19 protein-coding genes, 1 other RNA gene and 1 pseudogene are annotated in these 23,849 nt (G+C 50.0%); 8 read left to right on the plus strand and 13 right to left on the minus strand.

What is annotated here, in order from left to right; genetic code table 11:
• Window positions 1-33 precede the first annotated feature (33 nt).
• On the minus strand, window positions 34-996 hold the full coding sequence (locus tag KG631_RS13725) for a class I SAM-dependent methyltransferase (RefSeq protein ID WP_214000255.1): 963 nt from the start codon (window positions 994-996) through the stop codon (window positions 34-36).
• Window positions 997-1,057: 61 nt separating this feature from the next.
• Window positions 1,058-3,838 carry a TonB-dependent receptor gene (locus KG631_RS13730; RefSeq protein WP_214000256.1) on the minus strand — a complete coding sequence of 927 codons (2,781 nt, stop codon included), beginning with the start codon at window positions 3,836-3,838 and terminating at the stop codon, window positions 1,058-1,060.
• Between the two features lie 547 nt (window positions 3,839-4,385).
• On the opposite strand from KG631_RS13730, the gene dinG reads away from it, so the two are divergent.
• Genes dinG through KG631_RS13750 form a run of 4 tightly spaced genes read left to right on the plus strand, consistent with a single transcriptional unit; the run spans window position 4,386 to window position 8,776 of the window.
• The gene (dinG, locus tag KG631_RS13735; protein ID WP_214000257.1) at window positions 4,386-6,440 is read left to right on the plus strand and encodes an ATP-dependent DNA helicase DinG; all 2,055 of its coding nucleotides are present in this window, start codon (window positions 4,386-4,388) and stop codon (window positions 6,438-6,440) included.
• A 58-nt stretch (window positions 6,441-6,498) separates the two neighbouring features.
• Window positions 6,499-7,284 carry a TSUP family transporter gene (locus KG631_RS13740; RefSeq protein WP_214000258.1) on the plus strand — a complete coding sequence of 262 codons (786 nt, stop codon included), beginning with the start codon at window positions 6,499-6,501 and terminating at the stop codon, window positions 7,282-7,284.
• Window positions 7,281-7,838, plus strand: a complete 558-nt coding sequence (priC, locus tag KG631_RS13745; protein ID WP_214000259.1) for a primosomal replication protein PriC — start codon at window positions 7,281-7,283, stop codon at window positions 7,836-7,838. Before KG631_RS13740 ends, priC begins: the two co-directional genes overlap by 4 nt.
• The gene (locus KG631_RS13750; RefSeq protein ID WP_214000260.1) at window positions 7,838-8,776 is read left to right on the plus strand and encodes a histone deacetylase; all 939 of its coding nucleotides are present in this window, start codon (window positions 7,838-7,840) and stop codon (window positions 8,774-8,776) included. The genes priC and KG631_RS13750 overlap by 1 nt, the downstream gene beginning before the upstream one ends.
• On the opposite strand, the gene KG631_RS13755 is transcribed toward KG631_RS13750, so the two are convergent.
• Entirely contained in the window at window positions 8,747-9,844 is a 1,098-nt protein-coding gene (locus KG631_RS13755) for a tryptophan 2,3-dioxygenase family protein (protein ID WP_214000261.1), read from the minus strand. The two genes, KG631_RS13750 and KG631_RS13755, sit on opposite strands and share 30 nt — an antisense overlap.
• A gap of 127 nt (window positions 9,845-9,971) precedes the next feature.
• On the opposite strand from KG631_RS13755, the gene KG631_RS13760 reads away from it, so the two are divergent.
• Complete coding sequence (locus tag KG631_RS13760; protein WP_214000262.1) at window positions 9,972-10,232, plus strand: late competence development ComFB family protein; 261 nt, start codon at window positions 9,972-9,974, stop codon at window positions 10,230-10,232.
• Window positions 10,232-10,384: pseudogene (locus KG631_RS13765) on the plus strand (DUF2496 domain-containing protein); the annotation flags it as partial. The gene KG631_RS13760 and the pseudogene KG631_RS13765, both read left to right, overlap by 1 nt.
• 29 nt (window positions 10,385-10,413) lie before the next feature.
• Here KG631_RS13765 and ffs read toward each other — a convergent pair.
• Both ffs and KG631_RS13775 read right to left on the minus strand, forming a co-directional pair.
• Window positions 10,414-10,510: signal recognition particle sRNA small type (gene ffs / locus KG631_RS13770), an RNA gene on the minus strand.
• Window positions 10,511-10,642: 132 nt separating this feature from the next.
• Window positions 10,643-11,515 carry a DUF3014 domain-containing protein gene (locus tag KG631_RS13775; RefSeq protein ID WP_214000263.1) on the minus strand — a complete coding sequence of 291 codons (873 nt, stop codon included), beginning with the start codon at window positions 11,513-11,515 and terminating at the stop codon, window positions 10,643-10,645.
• Between the two features lie 81 nt (window positions 11,516-11,596).
• Here KG631_RS13775 and KG631_RS13780 point away from each other — a divergent pair, with 81 nt between their 5' ends.
• Window positions 11,597-12,745 (plus strand): patatin-like phospholipase family protein, encoded by a 1,149-nt coding sequence (locus KG631_RS13780; protein WP_214000264.1) that lies wholly within the window; start codon window positions 11,597-11,599, stop codon window positions 12,743-12,745.
• 120 nt (window positions 12,746-12,865) lie between these two features.
• A complete protein-coding gene (locus KG631_RS13785; RefSeq protein ID WP_214000265.1) occupies window positions 12,866-13,840 on the plus strand; it encodes a GGDEF domain-containing protein in 975 nt (324 codons plus the stop codon).
• Here the strand turns inward: KG631_RS13785 and tilS are convergent.
• From tilS to lpxD, 8 genes are all read right to left on the minus strand, one after another.
• Window positions 13,794-15,092, minus strand: a complete 1,299-nt coding sequence (gene tilS / locus KG631_RS13790; RefSeq protein WP_214000266.1) for a tRNA lysidine(34) synthetase TilS — start codon at window positions 15,090-15,092, stop codon at window positions 13,794-13,796. The two genes, KG631_RS13785 and tilS, sit on opposite strands and share 47 nt — an antisense overlap.
• Before the next feature lie 110 nt (window positions 15,093-15,202).
• The gene (gene accA, locus KG631_RS13795) at window positions 15,203-16,159 is read right to left on the minus strand and encodes an acetyl-CoA carboxylase carboxyl transferase subunit alpha (RefSeq protein ID WP_214000267.1); all 957 of its coding nucleotides are present in this window, start codon (window positions 16,157-16,159) and stop codon (window positions 15,203-15,205) included.
• A gap of 17 nt (window positions 16,160-16,176) precedes the next feature.
• The gene (gene dnaE / locus KG631_RS13800) at window positions 16,177-19,647 is read right to left on the minus strand and encodes a DNA polymerase III subunit alpha (protein ID WP_214000268.1); all 3,471 of its coding nucleotides are present in this window, start codon (window positions 19,645-19,647) and stop codon (window positions 16,177-16,179) included.
• A complete protein-coding gene (gene rnhB, locus KG631_RS13805) occupies window positions 19,647-20,240 on the minus strand; it encodes a ribonuclease HII (RefSeq protein WP_214000269.1) in 594 nt (197 codons plus the stop codon). Before rnhB ends, dnaE begins: the two co-directional genes overlap by 1 nt.
• Window positions 20,227-21,375: a lipid-A-disaccharide synthase gene (gene lpxB / locus KG631_RS13810; RefSeq protein ID WP_301003810.1), complete on the minus strand. Its 1,149-nt coding sequence runs from the start codon at window positions 21,373-21,375 to the stop codon at window positions 20,227-20,229. The genes rnhB and lpxB overlap by 14 nt, the downstream gene beginning before the upstream one ends.
• A gap of 187 nt (window positions 21,376-21,562) precedes the next feature.
• Window positions 21,563-22,354 (minus strand): acyl-ACP--UDP-N-acetylglucosamine O-acyltransferase, encoded by a 792-nt coding sequence (lpxA, locus tag KG631_RS13815; protein WP_365869091.1) that lies wholly within the window; start codon window positions 22,352-22,354, stop codon window positions 21,563-21,565.
• Window positions 22,335-22,787: a 3-hydroxyacyl-ACP dehydratase FabZ gene (gene fabZ, locus KG631_RS13820; protein ID WP_214000271.1), complete on the minus strand. Its 453-nt coding sequence runs from the start codon at window positions 22,785-22,787 to the stop codon at window positions 22,335-22,337. Before fabZ ends, lpxA begins: the two co-directional genes overlap by 20 nt.
• A 2-nt stretch (window positions 22,788-22,789) precedes the next feature.
• Window positions 22,790-23,845, minus strand: a complete 1,056-nt coding sequence (lpxD, locus tag KG631_RS13825) for a UDP-3-O-(3-hydroxymyristoyl)glucosamine N-acyltransferase (RefSeq protein WP_214000272.1) — start codon at window positions 23,843-23,845, stop codon at window positions 22,790-22,792.
• Window positions 23,846-23,849 lie beyond the last annotated feature (4 nt).

The raw sequence follows: 23,849 nt of genomic DNA on the forward strand, positions 1-23,849 counted from the left end.
CGCTACTGACGATAACTGCAAAATCATTACAAATTATTTCTGAATTTTTAATATCCAGCCAAATAATTGATTTTCTATTGTTAATTCAGCCAACTGATAAGTCACACCGGTTTTGGTCAGTTGCTGTCTTAATGTTGCCGCGCCTTCTGCCGGCATCGCTGCCAGTTGCTGGTCACGTAAGCGCTGACAAAAAGCAGCTAAATTCTGCTGTTCAACACCCAGGTTACTGATACTGGCAACGGAAAAATTTATGATCAGTTTTGCGACTCTGGCCATCACGTCGTTATACCAATGCATTACGTCCTCAGGCACCTTCAATTTTATCTGCTGCGCATTAGTTAACAGTTGCTGATTTGCCTGCTGGGTTAGCTCTGCAAGCTCTGGTTTAGCTGGTGCCCGGGCTTGCTCTGCCATACACTTCAGTAATATGGCCGCTTGTTGGAAAAAGCTGCTGTCCTGTAAAAAGGCTGTCAGTACCGCTAAGCCAGCTGCACTGTCCTTAGCAATGTCTGAATCTGCATGATGCATAATTGCTGTAAAACGGCCACCCGGTTTCAACACCCGCAGACACTCGTTTAACGCCGCTGTGCGCTCTGCATATTCAAAAGCAAACTGACTGGTCACCAGATCTACCGAGGCATCGGCAAAGGGTAATTCCTCAGTTTTGCACTCCGGGTAAAATGTAATTGTCTGTAATAATCCGGCGATTTCCGGGCTCGCGGCAAACGCCCGCAAAGGTTCTATTTTGGCTGCATCTGTGCCATAAATGGTGTAATTATGTTGCTGGCTGTCAGAGTACTTTCTGGCCGCCATGGCTATAGCGCCATTGCCGGTGCCCACATCCAGCACAACGGCATCTTGTGGCAACTGCGTAAAGCAGTTATGCCAAAACGCCAACAATTCTCCTTCGTAGCCTTTAGCGGCTTCTCCCTCCCCAAAGCTATTCAGGCTACCGCTACCCAGCCAGTAACTATCCCAGTGTGCTGTTGAACTCATATCTTTTTCCCAAAGAAAAAGGCAGGGGTTAGCCTGCCTTTAGTATTAACTTTCTAACTTATTAGAAGCTTTGAGTGTACCGGATGTAGCTGATACGACCGAAAGCATTATACAAGTTGAAGTTGTAATCACGTGAGCCACGGGCTGCAGCTGAAGTACCGAACTCTGGTAACTTCTCAAACGCGTTTTGGGCGCCGATAGAAATACGGGCATTCCAAGGTGCATTGTAAGTTAACTGCAGGTCATGGGTAGTCCAGGTTGCAATATGGCCTTCCTGTACACCACCAGTAACGGTGTTGTACTGAGAACCGATAACGTTGATATTCCAGGCGAAGTCAAAATCACCGAACACATACTGGTTGTTCAGGTTAATCCGCTGCTGTGGTAAGCCAGGATCTTTAACGGTATTACGGCCACCATCAGTGGTGTAATCAATGATGTGTGACACATACAGGTTATTGATTAAACGACCAGCGTTACCGAAATCAAAGTTAGTACGGATGTTTAAATCCACACCAGAAGTTTCCAGGGTACCTTCGTTACCATAACCCGCATCGATCCGGGTGATAATACCGTCCACACGAGTCACACCTAAACCAGCAGGTGCAGCACGGCCTTCATCTTCAAAGTTAATTAAATCCTGAGAAGTGAACTGACGGATCCGGTCTTCAATTTCGATGTTGTAGTAATCGGCCTTAACAAATAACCAGTCGTCAAACTGATAAGCTGCACCAAAGGCGTACTGAGTTGATGACTCTGAGCTTAAGTCAGGGTTAGCAATATAGAACGCGTTAATCTGACATGGGTCATCTGCTGCACCGGTCAGGAAGCCACAAGTCACCGGATCAGCAACTGAGTCAGCTGAGAACGAGGTCGCCTGAGTTAAGATATCCAGTGACGGCGCACGGAAACCTAAACCATATGACGCCCGTAACAATAACCCTTCAGCCGCTTCATAACGTAAACCCACTTTTGGTGAGAAGTCTGAACCATAATCTGAGTAGTTATCGAAACGACCCGCTAATGATACTTCTAAGTCATCAGTTGCAGGCAGTAAGGTTTCGAAGAACGCTGCGTTAACTGAACGGTCACCGCCAGCTGAGGCACCTGATGAACCGCCTACTAAACCGGCAGCAGACTGAGAGTCATATTTATCAGAGTAAACTTCTTCACGACGCTCAACACCTACTGAACCCTGAGCGATACCACCGGCCATTTCGAACAGGTCGAAAGAAGCACTACCGTAGTATTCATTGATATCAAACTGTGATTTACGGGCAGTGGTTACCACACCGGCCTGTAACACGCTTTCAGGGTTGTCGCTTGGGTTTTGAATATCATAACCTGAACGACAGCCTGCAGGGTCAAACGAGCCGTCTGCACAGTAACCAGGGTTAAAGCTGTTAACATTACCCCAGGCAGTTGTTGCTGCCAGGTAGCCATCACCTAACCCAACAGTCTGGTTGCGAACACGACGGGCACCAAAGTCAATATCGATTTCGCCAACCCGGCCCATAGAGCCAATCAGGAAATCAACGTTTTCGTTGTCGATAGTGTTGTCACGGTTACCCATGGCAGCAAAACGGTGATAGAAGAACACCGGTACGTTTGGACCTACTAAAGTCTGGTCATACGCAACAGCATTCGGGTTGTTTGCATCGTACATCCAGGCGTCTGGATTGGTCGGGTTGTTGTAGCTGTCAACCGGAGTAGCTAAACCAGCATAAAAACCGTTTGAATCCGGGGCTGGTGCATAACGACCGAATGATGTGGTTTTTGCTACGCTGGCGTTAGCATATACTGACCAGTCGTCATTGATTTGATGATTTAACTTAACAAATAATGACTCGTTGCCAATTGACGCTTCGTTAGCATTAGTCGCGTTAAAGTCAAACTGACAACGTGGGCTCACTACGCCGTCCGGACGAACAGTAGTACCATCCGGGTTTGTCGTTACTGAAATAGTGTTGAAGTTATCTTCACCACAGCCGCCTGGTACCGACATAATAGGCGCGCCAGCTGCAACCGGGTCACCATCTTCGTTTAATAATACGTTACCATCTTCGTCTAAGGCATTACCCCAGTGGCGGGCAGCGTTGCTACCGGCAACAAAGTTGTTACCATAAACAGATGAACCTGGTTGTACCCATGGGAACGCGTTTTCGAAAATAATTTCGCGCTTGTTCCAAGAAACACCACCGATTACCTGAGTTGTGTCGTTGGCAGAACCAAATACGACTGAACCGTTCTCACGGTCGCCGCCTTCTGAAGGCACGCTAACCTGGCCAGCACCAACACTAATTTCAACACCGCTGAAATCTTTACGGGTGATAACGTTGATTACACCGCCGATTGCGTCTGAACCGTATACCGCTGATGCACCATCAGACAGAATTTCAATACGCTCAACAGCCGCCATCGGGATAGAGTTCAAATCCTGTGATGAACCGGTTGAAGGTGACATCGTTAAACGACGGCCATCCACCAATACCAGAGTACGGCTGGCACCCAGGCCACGCATGTTAACCTGGCTCACGCCCTGAGCAGAGCTACCAGATTGCGGGCGGAAAGAACCAGCGCTGTTGAACGTGGTGTTCCGGATTAAATCAGCTACAGAAATTTCGCCTGATAACTCAATTGCCTCACGGTCAATAACTGTTACAGGCAGAGCACCTTCTAAATCGGTACGTTTAATACGCGAACCGGTAACTTCAATTCGTTCAACTTTGGCCGTTTCATCTTCTTCCGCTGCCGTTACTGATGCAGTGAAAGCGGTAGCTGAAGCCGCGCCGAAGGCGATAGCTAAGCGCACAGCTTTATTTAATTTATTATTCGTATACATGTATTTCTCCCTGGACCACTATCTCGCTAGTGATTCTATTTTTAAACAGTTACCAATATTTAAAGGCAATTGGCACTCCATTCATCTCGGATTTACTCCGATTTGTCGCGTCCTGATAATAAACGGTATTTTTCGGTAGGGTCAACAGCTTTTATTGAACAATTTCGCCCGGTAGCGGTCAGCAGCGGGTTTTGCACAAAATTCAGGCAATCTGACAAACAGGGCAGTTTTGCCCCAAAATGGCGCCAAACAACCTTAAATATCTTAATAGGCCGGCTATTTACGCCCGCATTGCTGTTATTTGATACTTTTAATCGCTTGCAATGGTCAAGTGCAATCATAAATTCGTAATTTATTATTTACACTCTGCTGGTTTTACCGGAATGTCATTTTCTATCCTGACCGAACTAATTCAGCAAGATAAACATGATATGCAATTTTTTTGCGCTGGAAGACGCTGTTTTACAGGCAACAAGCGCTTTGCTAAATCCATGTTAGCTGGTTAGAATTAGAAAACTGTACGTCTATACAGGCAATCTGGCCATTCATGACAACTGAGCAAATGCTTTCTGAAAAGCTGAAACAACAAATCCGGGACGCCCAGCAACAGTTAAAAACCGCGTTGCCAAATTACCATAACCGGCCGGGCCAGAATAAGCTGATTGCGGAAATGGCGAATATAGTTGCCGGCCACTATCACCGGCATGACCGGATAGGTCTGGTTGAAGCCGGCACGGGTACCGGTAAGTCACTGGCCTATTTACTGGCGACCCTGCCGGTGGCATTGGCCCGGCAGAAAGTACTGGTTATCGCAACAGCAACGGTGGCCTTGCAAGAGCAACTTATAAACAAAGACCTGCCATTCTTTCGCCAGCACAGTGGTATTGAATTTGAATACAACCTGGTGAAAGGTCGCTCGCGCTATGCTTGTATCGAGCGGTTAAAGCAGCAACTGGTGCAGCCGGATTTACTGACTAGTAGCGAGCGTAGTCAGGTTGCCCTGCTGGAAACCCTCTATCAAGCCTGGCAGCAGCGCAGTTGGCTTGGCGATAAAGACACCCTGCCCACAGCCGTGGACGACACATTGTGGCACAGTATCAGCGCGGATCCATATCACTGCAGTAAACATGATAAACGTCACCAGCATTGCCCGTTTCATCTGGCCCGGGCAGAAATAAGTGATGCCCAGTTACTGGTGGTGAACCACAGTTTGCTGCTGGCCGACCTTGCGGGCGGTAACGCCATTCTGCCAGCCCCGGAAGACTGTATTTATGTCATCGATGAGGCGCATCATTTGCCGGCTTGTGGCCGCGATTATTTCGCTGCTTTTGCTCAGTTAAGCCAACCTCAGCTGTGGCTGGATAAACTAGGCCTGCTGGTCAATCAGTTAATCCAGACCCTGCCTGAGACCTGCTTAAAAGATCTGCTAAAGCTGGATGACAGTCGCAATGAAATGCTGAGCCTGCTAAAGCCCGTGGAACGCAGCCTGCCCGAATGGCAAAGCCGCTGGTTTACCGGACCCGATCAACCGGATTACCGCTTTGCACACGCCGCGCTGCCCAAATTATGGCAGCAACAAGCTGAACCTATTGCCCGTTGTGCCCAGAAAACCCTGGCGTTACTTGATAAAATAAGTGCCGCGGTTGGTGAGGTTGCATTAACCCCGGCTAAACGTAAAAATCAGAGTAAACTCCTGCAGGAGCTGAGCCAGCTGGCGCAAAAGTTGGAGCAACAGCAAGCTTTGTGGCAATTGTATGCGCAGCCGCAGCCTGAGCCGGCGTACCAGGCGCGCTGGGTGGTTAAGGATGACCAGCAGCTGACTGCCCATGCCTGCCCGCTCAGTGTTGCCAATACCCTGGAGCAAATGTTGTTCTCTCAGGCCTACGCCTGCATTTTATGCTCCGCCACCCTGACCGTATTAAATTCATTTGACCACATAAAGTATGAGCTTGGTTTAACCGCCCACCCCGGGCTACAAACTGTCAGAGTTGACTCGCCTTTTGCCTATCAGCAAAACGGCGTCATTATCCTGCCCAAAATGCAAAACGAACCGACAGCTAATGCTTATACCGACGAGCTGATAAGTATACTGCCAGGCTACCTACCCAAACAGCAAGCCAGTCTGGTGTTGTTTGCGTCATATTGGCAAATGCAACAAGTTGCAGAGGCGCTCAGAAAAAAAGATTTATCATTGTTGGTGCAAGGTGAAGCCTCACGTCAGGCTTTGCTCAGTCTGCATAATGACAACTGCCAGCATAATAAAACCAGTATTTTGTTTGGCACCCAGAGTTTCTCAGAGGGGCTGGATTTACCGGGCAAACTGCTTACTAACCTGGTTATCACCAAACTCCCTTTTGCGGTGCCAACATCGCCGTTGGAAGCAGCAATGAGCGAAGCAGTTACCCGCAAAGGCGGTAATCCGTTTGTGCAACTGGCTGTTCCCGCCACCGCGAGGAAACTGGTACAGGCTTGTGGTAGACTGCTGCGCCAGGAACAGGACCAGGGCAGGATCATCATCCTGGATCGGCGGCTGGTAACCAAATCATATGGTAAAGCGATGCTGGATACCCTGCCACCCTTTAAACGCCAGATTGATTATTAACGACATTATTAACAACAACCCAGTTGAGCAAAAGCTGGAAATAACAGGATAACGCCAGGTGCTGATTGAACTGCTGCCTCCCACTGACTTACTGCTGATCCTCTGCGCGGTAGCGTTTATTGCGGGTTATATCGATGCCATCGCCGGCGGCGGGGGCTTACTGACGGTACCGGCATTACTGACAGCGGGTTTGCCGCCCCACCTGGTGCTGGGTACCAACAAGCTGGCGGCAACCTTTGGCTCACTTACGGCCTCACTAACCTACTACCGCAAGCGGCTGTTTAACCCACGCTATTGGCGGCGCAGCCTGGGTTATACCGCAATCGGCGCCTTACTGGGCACTCTGGTGGTGGATCAATTAAGCACGTCGCTGCTGGAAAAGCTATTACCGATACTGATATTGCTGGCGGCTATTTATACCTTGTTCAACCGGATCCAACCGGATGACCGGCTGCAGCTGCCTGCACAAAACAGCAAGCTTTTTTGGCAGCAACGCCTGCAGGGGTTAACGCTGGGTTTTTATGATGGCGTGGCCGGTCCCGGTACCGGCGCTTTCTGGATGGTCTCAAGTATGGCCATGTACAAAATTAATCTGTTGCTGACCAGTGGCGTAGCCAGGACAATGAATTTTATCAGCAATGGTTTCTCGCTGGTGGCCTTTATGGCGCTGGGTCATGTTAATTATGTACTGGGCATTGCCATGGGGTTGTGTCTGATGCTGGGCGCATTTCTGGGCGCCCATAGTGCTATTCGCTTTGGCAGCAAGTTTATCCGGCCGGTGTTTATCAGCGTGGTCATCGCTATTGCCCTGCGCTTAGCCTGGCAAGCCTGGAGTAATACATGAGTGCCCTGCATTTACTGGCGAGTCAGCTAAATGAGTTATATCAGCGGGCATGCACAATTGACAGCATGCGCCAACCCGGTAAACCACAAGACTGGTTTGAAAGTGGCCTGTTTAGCTGTCACTCACCCGACTTAGCAGACTACGTTGCTGATGCCAGGCGCAACCTGCAACGGCTGACAGACAATCAGCCACCGCTGTCAGCGGCCAGCCAGCAACGCCTAGCCAAGCATTTAGCCGCTCAGGTTGATGCGCTAACCCGGGCGTTCAGCAACCAGCAAACCCGCAGCAAGTTTCAACGTAGTATCAAAATCAACCGGGTGCAGACCGACAAACCGGTTGTCAGTAAGGCGGGCACAGTCGACCTATACCAGCAGTTAAGCGATTTTCAGCAATTTGAGCGCAGGTTACTGGACATGATAGAGCAGGCTGAACGTTACAGCAGCGACGGCAATACCAATCGTGTTTTGGCTTTGCATGCCAGGCTGGGCCGCTGCCGCAAAGCCATCAGCGACGTTGAGCAGGCTATTTTGCAGCACGAGCGCCAAGTACCCTGATGGCGACCGTAGCACCAGGCCTGGTCTACCACCCATGCTACAGTGCGCTCAGCCTGCCAGAGCGCCATCGCTACCCAATTACCAAATATCAGGCCTTGTACCAGGCATTGTTGTTCGCAGGAATATCTCCGGAAGCTTTCTGGACGCCTGAACCCATCGTCGCCACTGAACTGACAAACATCCACGATAACGACTATATCAACAGTATTTGCAACGGCTCGATAACAACCCAAGCCATGCGCCGCATCGGTTTTCCGTGGTCGCAGCAACTGGTTGACCGTTCTCTGGTATCCGTTGCTGGCACCCGGTTAGCTGCCGAGCTGGCACTAAGCCATGGCATTGGCCTGCATTTAAGCGGGGGTTATCATCATGCCAGGCGTAGTGAAGGTGCTGGCTTTTGTGTATTTAACGACCTGGCGTTTACCGCCCAAAGTATGGTGAGCCGCGGTGTGGGCAAAATTCTGATTTTTGATCTGGATGTGCATCAGGGCGATGGCACTGCTGGTATTTTTGCGACCGAGCCGGCTATTATTACCGCGTCTATACATTGCGAGAAAAACTTTCCGGCCCGTAAAATCAACTCAGACTGGGATATTGGTCTGGCTAAACAGTGCAGTGATACCGAGTATTTGGAAACAGTAAGCCAGAGCCTGGAATGTTTGCTGAACTGGCATCAGCCGGAACTGGTGCTGTACGATGCCGGGGTGGATATTCATCAGCAAGATGAACTGGGGTTGCTGGACATATCCACAGAGGCGATTTATCAACGGGATTTGCAGGTACTGACTGCCTGTCGTAACCGTAATATCCCGGTAGCTGCGGTGATTGGCGGTGGTTATCAGCGGGATGTAGCAGCCTTAACCCAACTGCATTTGCAATTGTTTAAGGCTGCGTTTAGCGTTGCTGGTTTATCGCTCTGGCCCGAAATAGAAACCTAGCTTGCGTTTTACTGGTTCCGGCAATACCGGCAACTCAGATTTGGGCAATAAAAACGTTGCCATATTAAATAAGTCAGTAAAGATCCGGTTCTTTTCTGTTGTACGCTTTAAGTAATCATGGCCAGACGAGCCACCCGTACCTATTTTAGTTCCAAGCATTCGTTGTACCATCATAGCGTGCTTGTAGCGCCAGATCGTCAGGTTTTCATCAATCTCTGTCAGGCAGGTCAGCAGTTGAAACGGCAAGTTAAATACCGGCTCTTCCTGATACAGGCTAATAAACAAAGCCGAGAGCATGGCACGCTGACTTAGCCGGAAACTACCCTGGTTTTGCAGCTCCTGATATTTATCTTTGTCCAGCAAGGCGGCAAATTTAGCCCGGGTACGTGCAATCTCTGCCAATTGCAATTCACGCTCCTGCTCTGCTATCTGTACTATTCCGGAGACGGTGCTGGCATCGTCATCCAGCATTTGCTCAGTGGCATTGTGATACATCTGCCAGAAGCTGAAATCGTCGAGCTGTAAAAATGGCATCCGCTCCAGCCATTTCTCTATGCGTTCGAATAAACTGGGTTCTGTTTCCAGGGCCTCTAAAAAACGCCGGTCTTTCTCATTTAACCGGCTGTAAAATGAGTTTTTATCAAAGTCGATGCGATATTCACTTTTCAGACCCAAACCGATTTCCAGCATTTTAAACTGGACACTCTGAAACCCTGAGGCCGGCACCAGATAATCGCGGAACGACATAAAATCCTGCGGTGTCATCGTTTCCATCACCGCAATTTGCTGATTCAGCAATTGCTGAATACTAATTACCCGTTTCAGCTTATGGACTATGCCGGTTAACTGCTGATCTTTAACTTCTGCTTCAGCAAATACCGCCATTACCGCTTTTAGCTCATGCAGAATTTGCTTAAACCACAATTCATACACCTGATGCACGACAATAAATAAGGTTTCATCATGGGCTTCGTTGGCGTATTTGGCGCTTTCAGGCGCCTGCGCAGTGAGTATTTTATCCAGCTGCAGGTAATCGCCGTAGTAACAGGGTGTGGTGTTTTTTTGCATAAGAGAATTCCGCTGTGTCAGACCACGGCATTGTAACAGCCCGCTTCGTTAACTCAATCTTTCTATGGCCTTTTGCTGCTAAGCTGATTATGCTGAATATCGACATTCTGAAACTGACGAGGCAACAATGAAGCTGGACGATGACATTCATAACTATTATGAAAAACTGCTACTGGACCATATCGTTGAATTAGCGCTCGACAGCAGCAAAGACAGCGAATATCTGGCCGATTTATGCTGTATATCACTTAACCTGCTGCCACCCCGTTATATCCGCTATGAAGTAGATATGTCGTTTTACCTGCCGCAAAGTGAACGCTTTGAAATGCAAATGAAAGTGAAGGAAGCCGTCAGCCGGGCCCGACAATTTCTGGATGACAATAAGTGATGTCAGGCTCAGACGCTACCCAACATAGCAGTGCCGGTTTGGCCAGCGCACCCGTGCATGTCAAGCTGGCGGTAGATTTGATTATGCTGCTTGAACAACAGCAGTTATCTGACCACGATGTGTTGGCGGCACTGGATATTGTCAGAGCGGATTTTCAGAAAAAGTGCAGAGTGGGTGGCAACTCCACCAGCCACATCCCGGCACCTGCATCATAAGCTGTGGCTGCTTCCTTCCGGACCTGACCAGGTTAACCTACTAGCATTGCGAGAGGACCAATGGAGTTACCATTGAGTGCCGCACCGGTTGCACCAGAGCGACAGGCCCGCATTATGCGCAATGGCCTGCCCGGTTTCAAGTAATTTAACCTCAACAATGCTCTAGTGGCTAAACTTTAAGCAGCAGTAACTTGCTCAGTCCGTCTGCTCTTCCAGTAAAGCCAGATACTTTTGCGCAACTGCACGTAAGCGCTGATGGTTGTCCGGTCCGAGTCGAATAATCTGTTTCTCAAGATCGCTGCGCTCCTCTACCGCAGGATCAGCATAGGTGTAGGCCACTGACTTACGCACCAGGGTGGTGTCTGCTGTATTTGGTTCAATAGCCAGAAACTGCTGTAACGCTTGCTGCAAACGTTGCTCAAAGCTCAGTTCCGGATAGCCCAGCTCGCCAAAAGCTTGTTCAAACAGCGGCCGATAACGCTCCAGCACTTGCAGCATTTGCTCAGGCTCTGAATTTTCAAGCAAACGCACATAAGGCTCATACCGCTGATAACTGGCCGGGTCGATTTGATACGACTGGCCATTGTTCTCTGGCGTTGCAATAAACGGCTGATCAAGCGGGACCACCACTGGATGATTGGCAACTAATTGTCGCTGAGCCAGATTATCTACTGTCACCACCAGATTTCGCACCATTTGTTCAGTATTGATTAACGCTGCCAGCCCTGGCTGCCAGTCAATTTTTAACACTTCCTGCTTTAACACCGGATCAGAATTTTCTAAAGCTGGTAGCGGCTCTTCAGTGGGCTGCGCCATGGTTTGCTCTGACTCAACCTCGACTTCTGCATCAGCTGCCACCTCAGGTTCTGTTTCAGTTACCGGCGGTGGTAACGGCTGTTCATCAATAATTTCTGCACGGGCTGGAAGTGGAGTTGGCGGGACCATTTCCTGCTCAGGTTCAGCGCCCGGTTTAAATAGCATCCACAACGCCAGTAAAATGACAATAACGACTGCTGCAATACCTGCATAAAAAAGCTGCTGCCCGCTGCCTGATGGTTGCGCGGTCATAAGTGTCTCCTTGTTAGTGGCATAGATATACTGCAATATAGCAACAGAGAGCGCTAAATTGCAGAAAAGTTCAATATTACTATGGTACGACAACGACCGCTTAACGGAAAAAAAACTGCCTTGTTACTGACCGGTGGTGGCGCCCGCGCCGCTTATCAGGTCGGGGTACTTAAGGCGATAGCTCAGCATTATCCCAGAACCAGCCCCGCCCCGTTTGATATTATCAGTGGTACCTCTGCCGGCGCTATTAATGGCGCCGGTATTGCGTGCTATGCCTCTTGCTTTCATTTAGGCGTTAAAAAAATTGAATCGGTCTGGCGTCATTTTCATACCAATCAGGTGTATTACTCCGACTACCCCAGGGTATTCTGGCATTTAATGCAAAATGTGTTCGGTGCCTTTCAGGCAGATTACGCCAACAAAAAGCCGGTCAGTGTATTTGATAATAAACCGTTGAAGCAATTGCTGGGCCGGATCCTTGATCTGCAGCGGATAGACCGCAATATTATGGGCGGCTACCTGTCGAGCTTCTCTGTTACCTCCTCCTGCTACAATAACGGTGATTCCATCACTTTTTTCCAGTCAGATCATGCTGAAGAATGGCGGCGGGCAAAACGGTGCGGCCAGCGCACCCTGCTTGGCGTGCACCATCTGATGGCGTCGGCGGCTATTCCGATAATATTTCCGTCGGTCCGAATTCATCAGCAGTATTTCGGTGATGGTTCAGTTAACCAGCTGGCGCCACTGAGTGCCCCCATTCATCTGGGCGCAGATAAAATTCTGATAATCGGCGTTGAAGATCCGCGCAAAGAAGAAGCCAGCGGGCGTAGTCTGCATCATCCGGATTTGGCAACCGTGGCCGGACACCTGTTAGATACGATTTTTACCGATACTCTCAATTCTGATCTGGAGCGGATGCAGCGGATTAATAAAACGGTTGAAACCCTGCATGCCAATAACATCGAAACTGAACTTAAACCAGTGCAAAGCCTGCTGATCAACCCCAGCCAGAATTTTAATTTGCTGGCCAGCGAATATTACCTGTGCTTACCGCTGGCGGTCCGCACTTTACTCCGAGGCCTTGGGATCAGGCAGCATTCCGATTCCAGCCTGGCCAGCTATTTACTGTTTGAACAAAAATATACCCGCCGGCTAATTGAGCTGGGTTTCGACGATGGCTGTAAGCAGATGGACCAAATTGTGCAGTTTCTTGCCGCCGGGGAAAGTTAAACCACGTCAATAGCTTGACTTTGTCATTTTCAAAAGCAGTAACAGTCTGAAATTAAACACATTTAACATTTGGCTTGAATATTGCTTTAACCTGCCATAACCGTTTAAGAAGGACTGGTAATGGACTGTATAATGACCCGGGAATTAGCGCTTGATGTTGCGCCCAGTTATGCCGCGTTAAATCGTTGTCAGCAAGCTGACAGCGTGCCCGACTGCAGCGAACAGACTCTGACCAGCCAGCTGCAAACCAGCCTGGATATTCAGCAACAACTGGACATCTTTTCAATGTATGTCGGACGCTTGCTCAGCATCACAGGCATTCGGCTGAATACCGCTTTTGGTGAGCATAGTGCTGCTGGTTCAGCTAACAGTAGCCATGCCTACAAAAGTCTGCTGGTCCTTAATCAGCAGTGCCTGGCTGAGGTGCACTATCATAGCGACCAGCCATTCAGTCCAATGCAGCAACGTGAGCTGGTCTTACTGGAAAGTGAATGGCTTTTTGCGCTGCGCAATGCCTTAGTGGTCGCCCGCCTGCAGCAAATGGCACTGAAAGATCCGTTAACAGCATTGGGTAATCGTCGATTTTTTGACGACAGCTTTACCAAAGCAATTCAGTTAGCCCGCCGCCGGCAACAGCCCTGCGCCCTGTTACTGTTAGATTTGGATAATTTTAAGCAACTTAATGATAGTTACGGCCATGCCATGGGGGATGAGCTGCTGATTGTTGTCGCTGATTGTATGCGCGATGCCTTGAGACAAACCGACAGCCTGTTTCGGTTTGGTGGTGATGAATTTGCAGTTATCCTGGCTGACGACGATGCAGACAGCGCCGATTTAGTCGCTCGTCGCCTACTAAAAGCCATTAATCAGCATCATAAGTGCAGCCAGTATGGCATCAGTGCCAGTGCCGGCCTGGCATACCTGCAACCGCTACAGGCGGCCGAACAATTCTTTGCAGCCGCTGATCGGGCGTTGTATGAAGCCAAAGCCTCTGGCAAAGCCAGTTTACGCCAGACAGGCCGGGAGGCATTAAATGGTGGGTCGACCGTCAGCTTCGCGACCAGTCAAGCCAGCAGTCCGCCTGTGAATTGCTAACTGCGCTGGCATAACCGGCAACAGCAAGCAGTTTATCGCCAGCCAACAGCAGCGGGATCTGACCCCGTTGCCAGGGCGGCAGCTGCCATAGCTTAAACCACTGCTTCAGCGGCTTGTGCTGAGACTGGTCCGCTGGCTTAAACAGCAAACTCAGTTGGCCAAACACCACGTCTACCTCAGTACGAACCATTGCCAGTCGCCCTGGTCCGGGCTCATTCAGCACCGTCAACTCGCCAAGACCTGCCGGTAAAGCGAGCGTATGCTGCATTTGCCAAGGCAGCCGGCAAGAAATTGCCGGAACCGGGTTTTCCTGCACAATATACAGCCGCTGTTGATAACGCCTTAACTGATAGTCGCCAAGCACCAGCAACGGCTGCGCATCGACATTGGCGTCAATAACTTGTTGTTTCAGGGTTTGCAGCCATTGGCGTGATGGGTTTAACTGAAACCGGGCCAGCCAGCGGCGGATCACTAAATCCTGCAGGAGCGGCAATTGCTGCTGTAATGCGTCTAACTTAAGCTGGTTATCTTCGGCACAACGTAACAGTGCCCGCTCGGTGAAATGATCAGATAGTTGCTGCTGCTCAGCCAGATGCTGCATGCTGCGAAGCGCCGTAGCAGTAAAAGCCGGCCAGCGCCCGGTTAGTGAAGGCGTAATGACATTGCGAATATAATTACGGTCAAAGCGGTTATCCGTGTTGCTGCTATCTTCCACCCACTGCAGCTGATGCTGACGGGCAAACGCCAGAATGTGCTGCCGGCTGCAGTTCAACAGTGGCCTTAACAGCATGCCAGCGGCAAAAGGCCGTTGCGGCGCCATACCACTTAGCCCGGCGACCCCAGCCCCGCGTTTTAAGGCCAGTATCAGCGTCTCCAGCTGATCATCGGCATGGTGAGCGGTTAGCAGTGCAGTATCTGCTGCCCCGACAAAAGGCACCATTGCCTGATAACGTGCCTCGCGGGCTGCGGCCTCAATATTACCAGAACCACTGATGGTAACGTTCAGGCTGACAAACTCAATTTCGCGAGCTGCACAGGCGTTGGCACAGTGCTCTGCCCAGCTGGGGGCGTCGGGATTAAGGCCATGGTTGACATAAATTGCCTTTAGCTTGAATGAGTGCAGCTGCCGGGCCTGGTACAATAATTCGAGCAGTACCATTGAATCAAGACCGCCACTGAGCGCCAACACCGCTTCAGCGATACCATGGGCATCAAGGGTTGCCGCAAGTTCTGTTGCATTAATAATTGCCATTGTTCATTGCCATGGTTGGTCATTGATTAACGTGGTCGCTGGTCTTACCGTTTATTATCCTGATAAAAAAACCAGCGACAAGCGCTGGTTTTCTGATGCTTCTGACTGAATTAACAATAACCAAATGACATTAAGCGTTTATAGCGGTTATCCAGTAGGGTTTTGGTGTCCAGTTGCTGCAGCTTTTCCAAATCTTTCAGCAGTGCTTTCTTCAGGGTTTGGGCCATTTGCTCCGGAGCGCGGTGAGCGCCGCCAAGTGGCTCCGGAATTACCGCATCAATTAAATCCAGTTCTTTTAACCGCTCAGCGGTAATGCCCATGGCATCAGCGGCCAGCGGGGCTTTCTCCGCGCTTTTCCACAGAATTGACGCACAGCCTTCCGGTGAAATAACCGAATAGGTACTGAATTGCAGCATATTGACCCGGTCACCCACGCCAATTGCCAGAGCACCACCTGAGCCGCCCTCGCCAATGACAGTACAAATTACCGGTACTTTTAAACCAGCCATCACTTTCAGGTTACGGGCTATTGCTTCAGACTGACCCCGCTCTTCTGCACCAATGCCGGGGTAAGCGCCAGGGGTGTCGATAAAGGTGATGATCGGCATGTTAAAACGCTCTGCCATTTCCATCAGCCGCAGCGCTTTACGATACCCTTCTGGCCGTGGCATACCAAAATTACGGCGGATTTTTTCGCGGGTATCCCGGCCTTTCTGGTGACCAATAACCATCACGGCATGCTCGCCTATCCGCGCAGTGCCTGCGACAATAGCGTTATCGTTGGCATAGGTGCGATCACCGGCCAGTTCATCAAAGTCAGTAAATATCAGTTTCAGATAATCCAGGGTATAAGGGCGGCGCGGATGACGGGCCATTTGTGCGACCTGCCAGGCACCCAGCTCAGAAAATATCTTCTTGGTTAAACCCAGACTTTTTTCTTTTAGTTTGTTGATCTCTTCTTCTAAACCAAGATCGTAGTCGCCATTGCGACTGACGTTACGCAATTCGTCTATTTTTGCTTCAAGTTCAGCAATCGGCTGCTCAAACTCTAAATAATTCAGCATCATCGACTATCACTACCTAATTAATTAAATTCCAGTTCTATTGTTGCTAATTGTTTTAACTGATGCAACAAAGCGTCGGCGGGCGTCACCCACCAGGCTGTCCCTAACTGCAGTGTTACCTGCCCTTCCTCTCGTTGGTACCTGATAGTAACGGGTACCGTGCCGGCTTTAAATTCATCCAGTACCTGCTGCAATCTTTGCAGGTAATTGTGGTCTATTTGCGGCGATTGTACAGTGATATTCAAAGATTTCAGCGATTTTTCACGTACTGCTGTTATTTCGCTGACATCGCGGCCCGACATTGTAAGGCCACCATTAAAATCATCAAAGCTGACCTGTCCGGTGACGACCAGGATACGATCTTTTTGCAGCAATTCCTCAAAGGTTTCCAACTGTTCCGGGAAAAAGCGTACATCTAAACGGGCGGATTTATCATCCAGCGTAACAATAGCCCAGCGCCGGCCTTTTTTGTTAATCATGACCCGCACTGACACAACTAAGCCGGCAACCTGCACGCTCTGATCTTTTTTCGTCGGCTGCAACTCGACTAAACGACACGAAACGTAGTGTCGAATTTCATCAGCGTAACGGTTAATCGGGTGGCCGGTTAAATACAGCCCCAGTGTTTCGCGCTCTCCATCCAGCCAGACTTCGTCCGGCCATTCAGGCACTTGCTTAAATGCCGCTGCTGACTGCTCGGGTTCCGGATTCAACAAGCCAAATAAGTCATCCTGGCCGACTGCCTGCGCTTTAGCATGCTGCTCGGCTTTTTTCATGGCCTCTTCCAGGCTGGCCATCAAGGCTGCCCGATGCGGCCCCAACTGGTCCATCGCACCGGATAAAATTAATTTTTCCATCACCCGGCGATTTAAGCGTTTTAAATCAACTTTAGCGCAAAAGTCGAACAGATCAGTAAAGCTGCCGTATTCGCTGCGCGCTTCAATAATAGCGTCTATCGGGCTCTCACCCACGCCTTTTATCGCCCCGATACCATAGACAATATGGCCCTGCTCGTTGACGGTAAACTTATACTGGCCACTGTTCACATCAGGCGGGTTCAGTTTAAGTTTCATCCGCTCACACTCGTCCACCAGGGTCACGATTTTATCGGTATTATCCATATCGGCCGACATTACCGCGGCCATAAACTCGGCCGGAAAGTGTGCCTTCATCCACAACGTCTGATACGACACCAGCGCATAGGCGGCAGAGTGCGACTTGTTAAAGCCGTAACCGGCAAACTTCTCTACCAGGTCGAATATTTTAATCGCCAGCTCAGGGTCAATACCATTTTTCGCCGCGCCTTCCTGAAACGCATCGCGCTGCTTGGCCATTTCTTCTGGTTTTTTCTTACCCATGGCCCGGCGCAGTAAGTCAGCGCCGCCAAGCGAGTATCCGGACAACACCTGAGCAATCTGCATTACCTGTTCCTGATACAGAATAATGCCGTAGGTAGGCTCCAGAATTGGCTTTAGTGACTCATGCTGCCAGGTGGCATCAGGATATGATATTTCTTCGCGGCCCCGTTTGCGGTCAATAAAGTTATCAACCATACCTGACTGCAGCGGCCCCGGCCGGAACAGCGCTACCAGGGCTATCATGTCTTCGAAACAGTCAGGTTGCAGGCGGCGGATTAAGTCTTTCATACCGCGCGATTCCAGCTGAAATACCGCTGTGGTATCGGCGCGCTGCAGTAAATCGAAACTGCGCTTATCAACCAGTGGAATACTGTTAATATCAACCGGCTTGCGACCCTCTTTCTGCAACCGGCTGTTGGCCATATTGACCGCCCACTGCAAAATGGTAAGAGTACGTAAACCGAGAAAGTCGAACTTGACTAAACCGGCGTACTCCACATCGTTTTTATCAAACTGGGTAACCGGATTATTACCTTCATCATCACAATATAATGGCGAAAAGTCGGTAATTTTGGTGGGGGCGATCACCACACCACCGGCATGCTTGCCGGCGTTGCGGGTAACGCCTTCCAGCTGGCGCGCCATATCAATTAAGTCTTTAACTTCCTGGTCCTGCGCGTACAGCTCGGGTAAACGTGGCTCTTCTTTAAAGGCTTGTTCCAGAGTCATACCCGGGGTGGGCGGGATCAGTTTAGAAATCCGGTCAACAAAGCCATAGGAGTGGCCGAGCACCCGGCCGACATCGCGGATAACCGCCTTAGCGGCCATGGTACCAAAAGTAATAATTTGCGATACTGCTTCCCGGCCATACATGTCAGCAACGTGGTCTATTACCTCGTCGCGTCGATCCATACAGAAATCGACGTCAAAATCGGGCATCGATACCCGCTCCGGATTCAAAAACCGTTCAAACAGCAAATCAAATTCCAGCGGATCTAAATCGGTGATCTTCAGGGCATAGGCTACCAGTGAGCCGGCACCCGACCCCCGGCCAGGGCCCACCGGAATATCGTTATCTTTACTCCACTGAATAAATTCCATTACTACCAGAAAGTAACCCGGAAAACCCATCTGGTTAATGACATCAAGTTCTATCTGCAAGCGCTCATCATAGGGTGGCCGTTTGGCCACACGCTCTGCTTCGTCCGGAAATAACTGTAACAGCCGCTGCTCCAGCCCCTCCTGTGACTTCAATACCAGGAAATCACCGTCAGACATGCCACCGGTAGGAAAGGCTGGCAAAAAGTACTCACCAAGTCTGATGGTAACATTACAACGCCGGGCAATTTCAACGCTGTTTTGCAGCGCCTCCGGAATATCAGCAAATAAGTCGAGCATTTCCTGTTCAGTTCGCAGGTACTGCTGTTCAGAGTAATTTTTAGGCCGCCGTTTATCATCCAGGGTAAAACCATCATGAATGGCTACCCGAATTTCATGGGCCGGATAATCACTGGCTTGCAAAAATACCACTTCGTTGGTGGCAACAACTGGCAATTGATGCTGTTCGGCTAATAAGACGGCTTTTTGAATATAGCGCTCTTCGTCTGGTCGGTTGGTACGAATCAGCTCAAGATAAAACCTGTCCGGAAAATACTGCTGGTAAAAGCTGACCAATTCCGTTACCGACTGTGGGTTCTCTTTTACCAGCGCTTTACCAAGCGGCCCGTCCTTACCACCTGACAGTACAATCAGGCCACTGTTATACTCGGCCAGCCATTGATGATCCAGCTGCGGCTTACCGGCAACATGTCCCCGTAAATAAGCTTTGGAAATTAACAGGGTCAGGTTCTGATAACCGACATTGTCCATCGCCAATAACAGTAAACGGGCACTTTCATTACCCAGCAAAGGATGCTGCACCCAGCAGTCAACGCCAACCAACGGCTTAATACCGGCGTCGTGGGCGGCACTGTAAAACCGGACCAAACCACAAAAGTTCATTTGATCGGTTAGCGCCAGTGCCGGCATCTGTGCTGCGGCCGCCGCTTTAACAATAGGCTTAACCTTGGCCACACCATCGATCATCGAAAAATCGCTGTGAACCCGCAGGTGAATAAAAGCAGGATTACTCATCAGCGCATTTGCTCAGCTATTAAGCGCACCGGTTTAAAGCTGCGCCGATGCTCAGCTAAAATACCATGCTCGCTGATTGCGGCCAGATGTTGTGCTGTGGGGTAACCTTTGTGGGCAGCAAAGCCAAATTGCGGGTAGCGCCCGGCCAATTCCGCCATTTCCGCATCCCTGGCCACTTTCGCCAGAATGGATGCAGCACTGATTTCCGGCACCAGACTGTCGCCTTTTACTACGGCGGTAGCCGGCATTGGCAATTCGGGGCAGCGGTTACCATCAATCATTACCCACTCAGGCTGGATCGTTAACGCTGCAACAGCGCGTTGCATGGCTAACATGGTGGCATGCAGTATGTTGAGCTGGTCTATTTCAGCGGGTTCTGCCCGGCCCAGCGCCCAGCAGAGGGCGTGCTGTTTTATCTGCTCAGCCAACGCTTCACGTTTGAGCTCACTGAGCTTTTTTGAGTCAGTCAGGCCCACTATTGGCCTTGCAGGATCAAGAATAACCGCAGCCGTTACTACAGCGCCCACCAGTGGGCCACGGCCGACCTCGTCCACACCACACAATAATTGTACATCTGGTCTATGCCATAGCATCAGAACGCACTACCTCCAAGATCGCCTCCGCAGCACGAGCGCTGGCGTCACATTTTATTTGTTGATGAATAGCCCGGTAGTCGGCAAGCAACTTGCTGTTATCTGTTTGCAACATCGGCGCCATCGCTGCGACCAGCGCCGCAGGTGTCACCTGATGTTGCAACAGCTCCGGCACCATAGCCCGCCCGGCCAGTAAATTGGGCAAACTGAAATGTTCCAGCTTAACCAGGCGCCGGCCAATCTGATAGGTTAACCAGTTCGCCCGGTACGCCACCACCATCAAACATTTAGCCAGCATTGCTTCCAGGGTCGCCGTACCAGAGGTAATAAAGGTCGCATCAGCCGCCAGCAATACCTGGCGAGCCTGACCGGTAAACACGGTGATAGCCAGATCGGGTGCGCATTGCTGGGTTATCTGGGCAAACTGTGCTGCCTTTTGCTCAGTAACCATATTAGCAACAAGTTGCAGTTCTGGTTGCTGCTGCTGTAGCAAACTGGCGGCAGCTAAAAAATCCGGCGCCAGTAATTTTATTTCATTACTCCGGCTACCCGGCATGAGTGCCAGTACAGGTCGGTTGGGGTCGAGCCCCAGTACAGCTTTTTGCTCCGTTTTGTCGACAACCAGCGGCATACTATCGGCCATGGTATGGCCCACAAAAGTACAGGGTACCTGATATTTATCGTAAAACGCTTTTTCGAAAGGTAATAATGACAGTACCAGATTGGTAGCTTCGGCAATTTTAAAAATTCGTTTATGACGCCAGGCCCAAACTGACGGGCTGACATAGTGCACGGTTTTAATTCCGGCTTGCTTCAAATCCCGCTCTACCCGCAGGTTAAAATCCGGTGCGTCTATACCAACAAACACATCTGGCTGGCTTTTTAATAAGGCAGCGACAATTTCCCGCTTTACCTGCATTAACCGTGGCAGCCGACCCAGGACTTCGACCAGCCCCATTACTGCCAGCTCTTCCATATCAAACAAGGCATTAAAACCCAGCGCCTGCATCCTGGGACCACCGATACCATAAAAGTTTGCGTCAGGGTGGCGCTGGCGAAACGCTTCGATTAAATCGGCACCAAGGATATCGCCGGAATGCTCACCGACAATGATTGCGATATTAAGCTGTGACAAAGCAGGTCTCATTCATTGGCTAAGATCTTTTATAATTACGGGATTCTATCACAGGGCATAGCGCATACTTCAAGCCTTTAAAACAATCATATGGGCGATGCCAACCGCAGCGCCAGCAAAAGCGTACTTCCTGACATAAAAAAGGAGCCCGCGGGCTCCATTTAAGCTTAGTAACGTTGAATAAGAGTTAGCGGACTATGCCGCGACTGGCACCCGCGATAAAATCAGTGAAGGCCTTCAGCTCCGGATATTCAGCTGCCTTTGCCTCGAGTGCCGCTAACGCTTCGGCGACTGTCTGGCCTTTTCTGTACACTTCTTTATAAGCCCGGCGGATTTCTAATAATGCCTCACTGCTGAAACCCCGACGTTTCAGCCCTTCAACGTTTATCCCGGCCGGCACGCAGGGCGCGCCATGCACCATAACATAAGGAGGAACATCTTTTAATACGATAGAACCACCGCCGCAAAAGCTGTGGGCACCAATATGAACAAACTGATGCACGCCGGTCATCCCCCCCAGAATAGCCCAGTCACCAATATGCACGTGACCCGCTGCCTGAGCACCACTGGCAAAAATAGTATGGTTGCCAACTACACAGTCATGAGCAATGTGAGTAGTATTCATAAACAGGTTATGGTTACCAATAATGGTTTTGCCCTGATCCTGCACAGTGCCACGATGGACAGAACAACCTTCCCGGAAAACGTTGTAATCGCCAATGAAAAGCTCAGTAGCTTCACCTTTGTACTTTTTATCCTGGCAGGCCTCACCAATACTGCAGAATTGAAAAAAGTGGTTGCCTTTCCCAATTGTCGCAGGGCCTTTAATGACCACATGAGGTTCGACAATACAGTCATCACCCAGTACCACGTCATGGCCAATATAGCTAAACGGGCCCACTTTCACATTCTGGCCAAGTTTGGCGCTGCTTTCTATTACTGCTGATGGATGGATCACGTTATAACTCTCTTCTGGCACACATTAATTCAGCTGAGCATACTATTGCGCCATCCACCTTGGCTTCTCCGTAAAATTTCCACATATTACGGCGCTCTTTTAAAAACTTAACATCAAGGATCATGGTATCGCCCGGCACTACCGGCTTTTTAAAGCGGGCATCATCAATGGCTGCAAATAAATAAAGCTCGTTTTCCGAACGTTCAGTCACCGTTTTAAAGCCGAGGATCCCGGTGGCTTGCGCCAGTGCTTCCAGGATAAGCACCCCGGGAAATATTGGCATACCAGGAAAGTGGCCGGTAAAAATGGGTTCGTTAATGGTGACATTTTTCAGCGCCGTTAACGACTCTCCGGGAGTAAAGTCCAGCACTCTGTCAATTAATAAAAAAGGGTAACGATGTGGCAATAACGCCATAATTTCCTGAACTTGCAGACTATTAAGTTGATTGGCCAAAATTAATCCTCTGTCGATGGCGGTTGTCCATCGTTGCTTAATTGCTGTAATTGTTGCTCCAGTTGCTTAACCCGCTGAAAGAGTTGCTCAATCTGGCGCAGCCGGGCAGTATTCCTACGCCATTCAGCGTTAGTTGTCGCCGGAATACCGGAAGAATATACCCCTTTTTCCATTAGCGAGCGGGTAACCATTGACATCCCGGTTATCTGCACACCATCTGCAATCTCGATATGTCCATTAACGCCAACGCCACCACCTATAATGCAATAGCGCCCAACTTTAGTACTGCCGGCAATACTGGATGAGCCGGCAATAGCGGTGTGATCGCCAATCTGCACGTTGTGAGCCAGCTGACACAAATTGTCAATGATCACATTGTTGCCGATCACGGTATCTTCAATCGCGCCACGGTCAATTGTGGTATTGGCGCCAATTTCGCACTTATCGCCGATCCTGACCGTGCCTGTTTGCGGTATTTTCAACCAGTTGCCGGCTTTATTTGCAAAACCAAAGCCATCGGAACCGATAACAGCACCGCTATGAACTAAGCACCCTTTACCAATCACCACATTGTGATAAATCGTAACATTAGCCCACAACCGGGTACCTGCGCCAATCTGCGCCCCCTGGCCCACTAGGGTTCCCGCCCCCAGTTGCACGCCGTCGCCAAGTACCACATTGGCGTTAACGACCGCATGTGGTCCAACAGCACAGTTGGTACCCAACACCGCCGTGGGGTCAATTATAGCAGACGGATGAATGCCACTGGCAATGTCAGGCGTAGAGTCCAGCATCTGGGCAACCTGAGCGAATGCAACATAAGGATCAGTGACGACCAAAGCATTGACCCCAGGCGCAACAAAGGGTAAATCATCTGCTCTAATTAATACTGCTGAAGCCTGAGTCTGACTGAGATACTTGCGATATTTACTATTCGCCAGGAAACTTATGGTACCTTCGCCAGCATGTTCCAGCGTCGCAACGGCAGAAACGCCGCAAGCGGCGTCTCCGGTAAGCTGAGCATTCAATTGCTCAGCCAGTTTGGCTAGTATTATCACCAGC

The organism is Arsukibacterium sp. (assembly GCF_018402695.1).
Taxonomy (GTDB): domain Bacteria; phylum Pseudomonadota; class Gammaproteobacteria; order Enterobacterales; family Alteromonadaceae; genus Alishewanella.

What these genes read in the sequence shown, in the direction of transcription:
- rnhB (WP_214000269.1), bottom strand. Translation starts at nt 20,240, where the DNA reads ATGCTATGGCATAGACCAGATGTACAATTATTGTGTGGTGTGGACGAG.
- KG631_RS13760 (WP_214000262.1), top strand. Translation starts at nt 9,972, where the DNA reads ATGAAGCTGGACGATGACATTCATAACTATTATGAAAAACTGCTACTG.
- tilS (WP_214000266.1), bottom strand. Translation starts at nt 15,092, where the DNA reads ATGGCAATTATTAATGCAACAGAACTTGCGGCAACCCTTGATGCCCAT.
- KG631_RS13775 (WP_214000263.1), bottom strand. Translation starts at nt 11,515, where the DNA reads ATGACCGCGCAACCATCAGGCAGCGGGCAGCAGCTTTTTTATGCAGGT.
- dinG (WP_214000257.1), top strand. Translation starts at nt 4,386, where the DNA reads ATGACAACTGAGCAAATGCTTTCTGAAAAGCTGAAACAACAAATCCGG.
- accA (WP_214000267.1), bottom strand. Translation starts at nt 16,159, where the DNA reads ATGATGCTGAATTATTTAGAGTTTGAGCAGCCGATTGCTGAACTTGAA.
- priC (WP_214000259.1), top strand. Translation starts at nt 7,281, where the DNA reads ATGAGTGCCCTGCATTTACTGGCGAGTCAGCTAAATGAGTTATATCAG.
- dnaE (WP_214000268.1), bottom strand. Translation starts at nt 19,647, where the DNA reads ATGAGTAATCCTGCTTTTATTCACCTGCGGGTTCACAGCGATTTTTCG.
- KG631_RS13785 (WP_214000265.1), top strand. Translation starts at nt 12,866, where the DNA reads ATGGACTGTATAATGACCCGGGAATTAGCGCTTGATGTTGCGCCCAGT.
- KG631_RS13780 (WP_214000264.1), top strand. Translation starts at nt 11,597, where the DNA reads ATGGTACGACAACGACCGCTTAACGGAAAAAAAACTGCCTTGTTACTG.
- KG631_RS13730 (WP_214000256.1), bottom strand. Translation starts at nt 3,838, where the DNA reads ATGTATACGAATAATAAATTAAATAAAGCTGTGCGCTTAGCTATCGCC.
- KG631_RS13750 (WP_214000260.1), top strand. Translation starts at nt 7,838, where the DNA reads ATGGCGACCGTAGCACCAGGCCTGGTCTACCACCCATGCTACAGTGCG.
- KG631_RS13725 (WP_214000255.1), bottom strand. Translation starts at nt 996, where the DNA reads ATGAGTTCAACAGCACACTGGGATAGTTACTGGCTGGGTAGCGGTAGC.
- KG631_RS13755 (WP_214000261.1), bottom strand. Translation starts at nt 9,844, where the DNA reads ATGCAAAAAAACACCACACCCTGTTACTACGGCGATTACCTGCAGCTG.